Source organism: Streptomyces odonnellii, from assembly GCF_000981895.1.
Classification (GTDB): domain Bacteria; phylum Actinomycetota; class Actinomycetes; order Streptomycetales; family Streptomycetaceae; genus Streptomyces; species Streptomyces odonnellii.
The window spans coordinates 16,790-27,491 of the sequence record NZ_LATD01000014.1; the positions used below are offsets into that span (position 1 = coordinate 16,790).

The window sequence follows — 10,702 nt, forward strand, 5'->3', positions numbered from 1 at the left end:
AAGATCCGGCCCCACGGCTCCGGCACGGAGCACCGGTTGAACCGAGCACTCTCGAAGGAGTCGCCACCAGGGTCCTACGTCGTATCAACTCTCAGTACCGCCTCGTGCCCGGACAAGCACGCCGGCCGACCGCAAGTGGCAACATAAACAAGGATCCCCGGTTAGCAAAACCGGGGATCCTGTGGGGGCCTCAGCTTAAGCCGAATTCACCCATGACCAGCAGCACAGGACAACCGCCGCCGGTTCTAATTTGTTGCGGTTTTCCCATGGCCGTCAGCACGCAACGATCAATGCCCCGCCTCGGAGGACCTTTAGATTCGCGACAGTCTGCGCCCGCCCCTAAGGCTTTGTTTCAACCAACAAGTTCCGGCATACCACCCGCCTGGATGATCAGCCATTCCAACGCTTGCCATGCAAACGGCCAACCTTCAGCAGCCAGGAATACAGTGAAACTGGTCTTTGAATCGACTCGAGATCCGACCCAGCGCCACGCTCGGTCTTCTTCCGTGAACCAGTTGATCCAGGAATTCAAGTCCCAGGAATCGAGTTCAAATTGCTTGCGTTCTGCGGGAGGCAGCCTTCTCCACGTAGCAAGCCATTCATTAGCTTGCTCAGGTGTTTTTGGAGATGTGAATCTGTCCAGGAGCCATGTTGGGAGCGTCTCTTGCCATTCCTGTGTGTCATCCGCCCCAAGAGCGCTGTTTTGCAGGACTGCCGTTAGTGCCTCAACGACACGGTCCCTGGTCTCCTGTGCAACAGCGCCGGCCGCGCAGGTGACGATCACCTTCGCAACACCGCCCTCTGCCTCGGCAGTGGAGATTTGCGTGCGGCTTAGGTTCACCAACTCGTGTTCAGTGTTCACCCGCTTACCCTACCGCTCTTCGGGACGATGTATTCAAACATCTTCTTAATGTGCTCGGGCCTCAACCCATACGATTCCTGAGTCTTGGTCGTATCCACGTGAAGGGGGCGATCCGGGAACTGTTTCGACATACTCTCCGGAACTGCATTCTCTTCCAGCCATTCGAAAAATTCCCTACGGACCTCAAAGCTCTTGACTTTCGAGTCGTGGAATCCCTCATCCAGCCTCTGCGCCAGGAACTCCATCGTCCGCTTGTGGTCTCCGAAACTGAGGAAGAGCATCTTGCCCTTCTTCTTGTTGTTACCAACACCGCGTATGAGGATGCTGCCGTCATCTTGGATCCTGACGCGCTCGTTACCGGCACCTTCAACCCGATAGACAGTGCGATTAGGTTCCACGCACTTTACCGTGCTCAGATCCTTTGGCTTGGCTCCGGGTTTGTTGCGGGCAATCCATGCCCGGGCTTGCGCGATGGCTGGGCTGATGTATGGCCTTGCCAAGTGTGCCGCCACCCCGAGGACGCCACCGACCCCAGCACCTATGGCGAAGTCGCGGACGCCGTCCCGTACGCCGTAGCTGCGGCCGTCGATCGTGGATGTGCCCCAGTTGTAGGCGAGGTTGCCGGCACCTTCGAGTGCGGCGCCGCCGACGATGGCGGCGCCCGCACCCCATCCGGCGCCGGCGATCCATCCGGCGCCTGCGCCGACGGCTGCTCCGACGAGTGCGCCGGTGCCGACCTTGCCCCAGAAGCTGCCTCCGTTGAAGGCGTAGTCGATGCCGCCGACGATGCCGCCGATGACGCCGCCGACGATGGCGCCGCAGAGGATGGCGCACTGGCCGGTGGGGTCGGTCAGGACGGTGGGGCTGTTGTAGCCGTAGTGGTAGGTGTTGGCGAACGGAGTTCCAGCGCTGGCCGGTTGGGGGTCGGGGCTGGTGAAGCGGCCGCTGCCGCTGTCGTAGTCGCGGGCGCGGACGTCGTACAGGCCGGTGACGGTGTCGAGGTACTGGCCGTGGAAGCGCAGCGGGTTGTCGGCGAAGGTGCCGGTGGCCGTGGCGAGGGCTTCGCCGAAGGGGTCGAAGGCGGCGCTGCCGGTCAGGCCGTTTTTGTCGGCGGTGTCGGTGATGGTGCCCTGGTAGTCGCCGAGCAACCAGAGGGGATCGTCGGCCGTGGCGGTGTCGAGGGTGGCGGTGCCCAGGTTCCCGGCGGGGTCGGCCCACCACTGGTGGGTGGTTTCGCCTGCGGTGTTCTTCTCGTCGAGGCGGACGGCGAGGCCGTCGAGGGTGTCCCAGGTCCAGGTGGCGTCGGTGGTGCCGTTGACGGCGCGGCGGGTGCGGTTGCCGGACTCGTCGTAGGTGTAGGAGACCGAGCGGCCGTCTTCGAGGGTGACGTCGGCGAGGTTGCCGTCGAGCCGGTAGGTGAAGTCGCGTGTACCGGCCGGTGAGGTCTGGGAGGCGAGGCTGCCGTTGGCGTCGTAGGCGAAGGTGGTGGTGGCGCCGCCGGTCGTCTCGGTCTTTGCCCGGTCGTCCAGGTCGTAGGTGTAGGTGGTGGTCTTGTCGTGGCCGGTGTTGGCCGTCCTGGTTTCGGTGCGGTTGCCGTTGTCGTCGTAGGTATAGCTGGTGGTGGGTGAGGTGGCGGTGCATTCGGTGCCGGAGGCGGGGAGGCAGATGCCGGTGACGGCGCCAGCGTCGTCGTAGGTGTAGAGGGCGGTGCTGGTGGTGGTGCCGCGTGTGGTGGTGATCCGGGCGGGGGTGCCGCTGTTGTTCCAAGCGGCGGTCTGCTCGGTGAGGGTTTTGCCGCCGAGAGCGTGGGTCAGTCTGGTGAGGCGCCCGGCCGCGTCGTAGCTGCGGCTGGTGGTGGGTCCGCCGGTCCGGGTTGTGGTCTTGAGCTGTCCGGCGGGGTCGTAGCTGTAGGTCAGGGTGGTGTCGGTGCTGAGACTGCCGCCGTGGAGGGTGGCGGTGGCCTGGCGGGCGTCGTCGTTGTACGTGTACGCCTGGGTGCGTCCGCCGGGCAGGGTCCGCTTCTTCAGGCGGCCGTGGGTGTCCCAGTCGTAGACGAACTCGTCGCTGCCTCGGCTGATCTTGGTAACGCGTCCGGCCGGGTCGTAGGCGAACTTGGCCGTCGTGGTGCCGTTGCTCACCTCGCTGGGGAGCCCGGCCTTGTCGTAGGAGTAGGCGAGGTCCGGGGTGATCTCGTCGCTGTACTCGATGGCTGTCGTGCGGCCGAGGGTGTCGTAGCGGTAATGGATGTTTCCGCTGGCTGCCAGTGCGGGGCTGTTCCACTGGTCATCGAGGCTGCGTTTACCGAGGGGGGCGGTGCCCTCGTCGGGCAGGGTGACTGTGTCGGGCCTGCCGCCGGGGGTGTAGGTGTAGCTGGTGGTGCGTCCCTCGGGAGTGGTGGTGGTCTTGATGCGGCCGGCAGCGTCGTAGGTGTAACTGTAGGTGGTGTTCTTGGGTGTGGTGACGCTCTTGAGCTGGCCCAGGGTGTCGTAGTCGTACTTCGTGACCGCGTCGGTGGCGGTGGTGACCTGGTCGACGTTGCCGACGTCGTCGTGCCGGTAGTCGGTGGAGTGGCCGTCGGCGTCGGTGACCTTGGTCGGCTGGCCGGCCGGGTCGTAGTCGGTGTGGACAGTGTCGCCGAGCGGGTTGGTGATGTCGGTGCGGTTGCCGTCCCGGTCGTAGGTGTAGGTGGTGGTGTAGTCGGCCGGGTCGGCGCCCTCCGCGTTGCCGCGGGGGTCGGTGACGGTCTTGAGGCGGCCGTCCTGGTCGTATGTGTAGCTGGTGACGGCTCCGCCGGCCGTCGTGGTGCTCTTGAGCTGCCCGGCGCTGTCGTAAGTACTGGTGACCGTGGTCCCGCTTGCCGTCTGGGTCTTGACCCGGCCCAGGACGTCGTAAGTGGTGGCGCTGACCGCGCCCGTGGGGTCGGTGGTCTTGGTGACGCGGCCGAGCGAGTCGTAACCGGTACGCGTGACCGACCCGTCGGGGCCTGTGACGGTTTCGACGCGGCCCTGGGCGTCGTACGTGGTGCTGGTGGCCAGGTAGCGGTTCGGGGCGTTGGGGTCGACGAGACGGGTCTGGGTCTGGCGACCCTCGGCGTCGTAGGTGTACGTGGTGGTGTGGCGGCGCCTGGTCTCGGTGTCGACGCCGTCCACGTTGCCCTCGGGGGCGGTGGTGGAGATGAGCTGTCCGGTGACCGGGTCGTAGGTGCTGGTGGTCTTCGCACCATCCGGGCCGATAACGGCCGTCTCACGTCCGGCGTCGTCGTATTCGTAGCGGGTGACGCGGTTGCCGGGAGCGGTTTCCTTGGTCAGGTTGCCCTGGCCGTCGTACTCGTAGGAGGTGACGCCGTCATCGGGTGCGGTGGTGCTCTTCAGCTGGCTGAGGGCGTCGTAGGTGTGGTGGGTGGTGCGGTCCAGCGGGTCGGTCTCGGTGAGGACGTTGCCGAAGTCGTCGTACGTCCAGTGGGTGGTGTACTTCTCCTTCTCCGCCTCACTCGCACCCTCGACGTTGCCCCTGGGGCTGGTCTCGCTGAGCTTGTTGTGGGACGCGTCGTAGGTGAACGTGGTGACGGCACCGGCCGGGCTGGTGGTCTTCACCAGGTCGCCGGCGTCGCTGTAGGCGAATCTGGTGGTGCGCAGCAACTGGTCCGTGCTGGTCTCCACCTGACCGAGGTCGGTGTAGGTCAGCTTGGTGGTGGAGTCGTCCGGGTAGGTGGTGGTCTCCAGCCGGCCCTTCGAGTCGTAGTCGAACCGGGTCGTCGCATCCAGTGCGTCCGTGTGGGACGTGACACGGTTGGCGTCGTCGTACGTCCACGTCTCGAAGGAGGGGTCGTCGTCGTTCGCGGTCGTCAGCAGGTAGCGCTTGGTGAGGTTTCCGCGGTCGTCGTACTCGTTCCTGGTCAGCTCCTGACCGGCGGAGTTCTCGGCGATGACGTGGTTGTCGGAGTCGTAGTAGACGTCACTGGCACGTCCGTCGGCGTCGATCTGCGAGACGAGGACGTTTCCCTGGTAGATGTCCTGGGTGACCGTGCCGGCCGGATCGGTGATCGTCGCGGTCTCGCTCGCCGCGTCCCAGCCGAACTTCCACACCCCGCCGAGCGCGTCGGTCTGCTCGATGACGCGCCCGGTCTCCGGGTCGTACTTGGTCTTGGCGCTGGCGTTGCCCTCGGGGTCGGTGATGGAGTTGAGGTAGCCGGTGGCCCCGTCATAGGTGTAGCGGGTCGTCTTGCCGTCGACTCCGGTCACGGAAGTCAGACGGTCCTTGCCTGCGGTGTTGGTGTAGCCGTAGCCGACGCTGTGGCCGTCGGAGGCGGTCACCGTGGTGATGTGCCCGGCGTCGGCACCGCTGCTGCCCCAGGTGACGGTCATCGTCTGGCCGAGCGTGTCGGTCACCTTGGACAGTGCGCCGCCGCTGTAGGTGAGGGTGACGCCGTGGCCTTGGTCGTTGACGTCCTTGACCAGGCGGCCCGCGTCATCGAAGTCGAGCTGGTCACCGGCAAGGTTGGTCAGCCGCCAGCCGCCGCCTGAGCGGTCCTCCATCGTGGCGGAGACGCCGGGGTCTTCGGCGGTGTAGGTGCCGTTGGCGTTCTTCTTGAACAGCGTCTGGCCGCCGGTGCCGTTGCGGAAGGTGTAGGAGTCGCCGTCGCGCGTGACGGCGGCGTTGTAGCCGAAGGTCCAGCCCTGGCCCAGCGGCCCGTCGATCGGGTCGAGGGAGTTGTAAGTACGCTCCCAGCTCAGCGCGCTGCCGGGCCCCGCAAGGGAGAGGTCGGTGAAGTTCTCTGTCAGGGTGCCGGTGGCGGTGTTGACGGGGTCGGCGGCCAGCCGGGTGTTGACCATGCCCTTGCCGTCCCAGCACGAGCACCCCCAAGTCCGGCGCAGCGGTTGCGGGTGCGGGCCGCCGTAGCCGGTCAGGCTGATCGACTCAAGGAAGATCGAGCGGCGGCTGTCGGACTTGGAGTCGTCCACGCCGTGGCCGCCGGTGTAGTCCTTCTCCTCGTTGTGGGCCCAGTCGGCGATGGGTGTGCCGCCCTGGTCGAGGTGGTGGAAGTCGGCGCCGTCGGATCCGAACCGGTAGATCTTCTTGCGGTCCTTGTACGCCGCATAGTCGGCATAGGGCTGGGTGTCGTCACCGAGCTGCTTGCGCAGGTGGTTGTTGTGGAAGACGTTGTTCGGGCCCGACGAGCCGGACCACTTCACCGCCTTCTTGCCTGCAGCCCACCAGATGGGGTACCAGTCGGAGTCATCCGGATCGGAGCCGCCCTCGTCACCGCAATTGGTGGCGCAGGCGGCCGACCGGTGGGCGTACGGGGTGGATACCTCGTTGAGCTCGAAGAGGTTGTTACGCTCGTAGCCGCCGTGCAGGTTGAGGTCGGAGTCGAAGCTGTTGCCGATGGCGACGTTGCCGGAAGCCGACCACTGGAACGTGAAGTGGCGCAGGTTACGGGTGGTGTTGCCGGCGTAGAGGGAGTCCCAGACCCGGGAGCCGCGGAAGTAGCCGTTGCCGCCCTTGCCCTTGTTCCAGGACCCTTCGAGGTAGTTGTCGACGACGGACAGGTTCGAGGCGACCTCGGTGACGATCGGATGCGAGCCGGTCATCTCGGCCCGGACACCCTTGACCCAGGAGTTGGCGGCCCACTTGAAGACGATGCCGTGCATCGCCGCCGACGGGTCCATGTTCCCGTAGTTGTTGGCGGCCTTCTCCCTGTCGAGGTTCGGCATGTCCTGCGTGAAGGACAGGTTCTCGATACCGACGCCCACTACGGCGTCGACCAGCGGGGTGACCTTGGAGTCGAAGACCTGGCCGTCGATCGCGGCGGACCCGTCGGAGGTGGAGTTCAGGGGAAGGTCGTACTCCAGCGGCTTGTCCAGAGTGATCGTCTTCCCCAGCGGATCACCTTCGGTGACCATGAAGACCTGCTGGCGCATGTGCAGGTTCTGCAGGTCCCACTCCGTGGGGACCGCCTTCATCTGCTCGTAGAACTTCTGCGAGTTGGCGGCCATCACATTGACCAGGCCACCCACCTTCAGGTTGTCGAAGGAGGCATCGGAAGCCAGATAGACGGTCTTGTCGCCCTTGCGGGCCGCGTAGTTGGCGTCACCGGGCTTACCACGCAAGGTCAGGCCGTTGGTCCAGTGGTCATTGACCGTGCCTTCGAACAGGTCCTTGCGGTTGGCGGGTGCGGCGGCGTACTGGTCCTTGTACTTGTCGGCCACCGCCCGGGACTGCACACGGAACATGCCACGGCCCGGCCAGATCCAGCCGCCCTCCGCATCCCCCGACTTCATCGCGTCCTGGTCCCAGCGGGTGCCGTCCTTGGTGATCGTGTCATATCGGGTGTCCGCGTTCGGCCGGTACACCAGACGCGTGCCCTTGGCCCCGGAACCGGCACCACGAAGGATCAGATAGTCGGCATCCAGGCTCAGCTCACGGTTGATGTTCAGCGTGCCGGCAGGCAGCAGGATGCGGCTGGACTTGGTGTAGTCACCGTCCGGGGAGCACTCGGCCTTGATGTGGTCGATCGCCTTCTGCAGACCGGCAGTGTCGTCCTTGTCGTCATTGGGCACCACACCGAAGTCCGCCTGGATCTCGGCGGCGGTGATCCGGCACTTGTCCTCCGGACGTACGTTGTCGTCCGTGGGCAGAATCGTTCCGCCGCCAAAACCAGCCTTGGACCAGTCATACAGACCATCCACCGGCTTACGGCGGTTGTCGGCAGTGGTCCACAGCCGCTTCAGCGCCGGCCCCGGCTCCTCGTAGACCGGCTCGGGCTGAGTCCAGTCCGCGCCCATGTTGACCGTGAAGACCGCCGTGGTCTCGGCCGTAGCGCCAGTGGTGGCGTTGGTGACCCAGCGCGCCTTCAGCTTGTGGGAACCGTCGGTGGTGTTGACCGTCCACTGGTAGGGCGCGGAAGCGTCCTTGCCCGCGAACTTGTCGTCAAGCAGCCACGTCACTTCACCAGTCACCGCGTCCGCGTTCGACAGATCGGCGGTGAACGGCGACTTCACACTCGTGCCGTGCAGACGGAATCCGTCCGACGTCAGGTAGGGCGTCTCGGTGACGGTGAAGTTCGCCGTGATCTCCGAGGTGGCACCCGTGGTGGCGTTGCTGACCCACCGCGCCTTCAGCTTGTGCGCCCCGGGAGTCGTCGACACCGCCCACTCATACGGCGCGGTGCTGTCCTTGCCCGCGAAACTGTCGTCCAGCAGCCACGTGACTTCCCCGCTGACCACCTGGGCATCGGAGATGACCGCGGTGAACGGCGAAGCGACATTCGCTCCGTCCAGCTTCAGACCGTCGGTGGACAGAAACGGCACAGGAGCCGCCGTGCCCACGGTGAAGTTCGCCACCGTCTCCGCGGTCTGGCCCGTGCCGGTGTCCGTGACCCAGCGCGCCTTCAGCTTGTGCGCACCGGCCGTCGTCGTCACCGTCCACTGGTACGGAGCCGTCGCGTCCCTGCCCGCGAACTTGTCATCCAGCAGCCACGTCACATCACCAGTGACCGCACCGGCGTCAGCCAGGTCCGCAGTGAACGGCGAGGCGACGGTCGCACCGTCGAGTTTCGCGCCAGAGCTGGTGATGTACGGCGAACCGGCTGCCGCCCACGCCACAGGAGGCGTGACCGACAACCCAAAAGCAACCACCAAAGCACCGATCAAAACGATCACCCAACGTGACCGCAAGGACCACAAGCCGACACGCGCGCTCGCTGACACCTTCCAACACCCCCCACAGGCAAGGGGGCCGGCATCTCATCCATCCCCCGGAGCAAACGGGGACAGTCCTACCCCATGAACAGAAACACGCAAGAGCGCATGGTGTGAGTGAGGCATGTAGGAGTCCATCACAAATCGTGCACAGTACGTGAAACATGGAGTGTGAAAGCAGGAAAAAGGGATCAGTCACCCGTGATGCATGTCACGCGACTTCTCAACGGCACCCCTATCCCAACTCCATGCAGGACGCATCCAGAGAGGAGTGGAGACGGCAGGCACCGCGGACACACAGCCGATCACAAGGTCCTCAACACCAGCGAGCCGAGGAGAGACTGGCCACAAAAATGCTACGGTGAGTAGCTATTGCTCTCACGCCTCCGGGTGCCAAGTCGGCCGGGTAAAGGCTCGCCGTAGCAGCCACCTCACCCGCGGCGGCTGGCGGCCCAGCGTGAAAGGACAGAAGCAGCCACGCTGCTGTCCTCTCACACGGCCAGTTGGGCAAGCCTCAGCAACACCCCCTAAGGGCTGTCGGCAGACTGATTTTGGGAGCGGGATCCTTCGCCTGTCGGCGATCAGCAACCTCGGCCTTCAGAAACCGGTTTCATCGTCACCTGGCCGATCGCCCCTGGATCGGGAGAATCTGGCGTGGACACTGGCTCCAGTTCCATGGCCTGGTACTGGGTTTCTCCGGCCAGCGGGAATCTCTTCCGTCCCGCCGCTAGTCCTGGGAAAGCGTGAGAGAGAGTGACGGCGAACGGGCCTCGTGCGGGAGAGCCGGGGCAGCGCAGCAGTTTGGTCACCGGGGGCGCCAGGTGCGGATTTCGAGGTGTGCGATGTGGGCGTCCTCGTGGATCCGGCCGGTTTCGAGAAGCCATTGTCGGACGGCGGCAGTGACGTCACCGTCGGCTGCGTCGACGCGGCGGGCGAAGTCTGCCGCATCGAAGCCTCCGGTGCTGGCGGAGCCGTAGGAGCGTTCTTCGGTGTGGTCGGCGCGTTGGATGACGTCGCGGCGGATGCCGGGTGAGTCGGTGCGGCTGCCGGAGGCGAGGGTGTAGCCGGTCTTTGGCATGCGGACGGTGAAGGCGAGGCGCAGGCGCTGGCGGGCGGCTTCGGCGATGAGGGGGCGCAGGCGAGCGGAGCCGGAGGCGATGGCCTGGGATCCGGCGCGGCCGGTGCCGGTGCCGGTGGGGGTGATGAGGACGGCCTTGGTGCGGACTCGGGCGCGGGCGCCGGTGGCGGTGGTGCGGCGGGTGATGTGGGGGGCGGCGAGGGCGGCGAGTTCGCTGAGGTCGGTGATGCCGGCGGTCCGGACGGCGCTCAGGACGTGGGTGAGGGCGGGGACGAAGACGGCACCTTTTCCTCGTGTGTAGAACTGGGAGACGAGGGAGGGGTCGCGGTTGATGATGCGGGCGATGTCGCGTTTGGTGAAGCCTGCGGCCTGGAACTGGTCGGCGAGGCGGGCGGCTTCGTTCGGTTGGGGGCCGCTGGTGCGGCGGGTGCGCGGGGGCATCAGGCGCGGCCTTGGTGGCGGTGTGGGTGCTGGAGGGCGGTGCGGCCTGCGTCGCGCAGGGCCAGGAGGTCGTCTTCGGTGGCGGGTGCGGGGAGGGGGCCGGTGAGGTGGCCTTTGTGGAGGTAGTCGCCGGGCTGGCCGTGATAGGGCCAGTACTGGGGGGCGGTGAGGTACAGGGCGTCGGTGCGGAAGGCGACGACGGTGCCGGCGGGTACGTGGAGGGCGCCGACGTGGGTGCTGTCGGCGCGGTGGCGCTGGGTAAGCAGGGCGGCGCGGGCGGAGGACCAGATTCCGGCGGCCCATTCGGGATGGGCGTTGGGATCGCGGGCGAAGCCGGTGGGACGCTGCCAGGTGATGGTGTCCTTGTCGAAGCCGATGATCTCGGCGTCCGGGGGGACGTCGCGTTCGTGGGTGCGGGGGGTGGTTCCGGTGACCATGCGGGGGCGTTGGGCGAAGGCGCCGATGCCGTAGAGGAGGAGGGCACGGACGGCGCGGGAGGCGAGGTGGGCGGCGAGGCGCTGGATGGGGTCTCCGTGGAGTTCTGCTTGTGCGGCGAGGGCAGCCCAGGCTTCTTTGAGTTTCTTCGCCCAGTCGTCGAGGGGTTTGCCGTCCTGCCAGAGG

The 10,702-nt window shown here is 66.0% G+C and carries 3 protein-coding genes and 1 pseudogene; all 4 read right to left on the bottom strand.

The window, feature by feature from the left end; genetic code table 11:
* Positions 1-352 precede the first annotated feature (352 nt).
* Positions 353-862: a hypothetical protein gene (locus WH07_RS39475; RefSeq protein ID WP_157877168.1), complete on the bottom strand. Its 510-nt coding sequence runs from the start codon at positions 860-862 to the stop codon at positions 353-355.
* The gene (locus WH07_RS41685; protein WP_046494589.1) at positions 859-8,466 is read right to left on the bottom strand and encodes an RHS repeat-associated core domain-containing protein; all 7,608 of its coding nucleotides are present in this window, start codon (positions 8,464-8,466) and stop codon (positions 859-861) included. Before WH07_RS41685 ends, WH07_RS39475 begins: the two co-directional genes overlap by 4 nt.
* 901 nt (positions 8,467-9,367) lie before the next feature.
* Positions 9,368-10,081, bottom strand: a complete 714-nt coding sequence (locus WH07_RS02150) for a hypothetical protein (RefSeq protein WP_046494591.1) — start codon at positions 10,079-10,081, stop codon at positions 9,368-9,370.
* Positions 10,081-10,702 (bottom strand): annotated as a pseudogene (locus WH07_RS02155) (hypothetical protein); the annotation flags it as partial. The gene WH07_RS02150 and the pseudogene WH07_RS02155, both read right to left, overlap by 1 nt.

What these genes read in the sequence shown, in the direction of transcription:
- WH07_RS02150 (WP_046494591.1), bottom strand. Translation starts at nt 10,081, where the DNA reads ATGCCCCCGCGCACCCGCCGCACCAGCGGCCCCCAACCGAACGAAGCC.